We start from the raw sequence: 367 nt of genomic DNA on the forward strand, positions 1-367 counted from the left end.
CACCTTTAGATCGCACACACGCCTATCTGTCCAATTTGGGCAGTTTGAGAAACCAGCTTTCCATCCCCCCCCTTTTAGAATGGGCTCATCGACAATTTTTGATGAGGAACGACACGATGAGACAACTGATAGCAATTCTGGGAGTGGCAATTCTGGCCGGGTGTGCCTCTAACGCCCCCGAGCAAAAGCCTCAGCCCCAGACTGCCCTGCCGAAAATGACAAACCTGCCCGAGTTAGCCGGGAACTGTCGATGGCATGGGACAACATGGGGGCGCGGTGGTGCTGCATTACGTCAACCTGGTTATATCCATGTGCTGGGCGACGGTAATGTCAGCGCAACGATGAACAAGGTCAAAGATGACTCCGC

1 pseudogene is annotated in these 367 nt (G+C 53.7%); it reads left to right on the forward strand.

The features are described 5' to 3' along the window. Positions 1 to 116: 116 nt before the first annotated feature. A pseudogene (locus BHE89_RS26630) lies at positions 117 to 367 on the forward strand (hypothetical protein); the annotation flags it as partial.

This window comes from Shigella sp. FC1967 (assembly GCF_001743005.1).
Lineage (GTDB): Bacteria > Pseudomonadota > Gammaproteobacteria > Enterobacterales > Enterobacteriaceae > Proteus.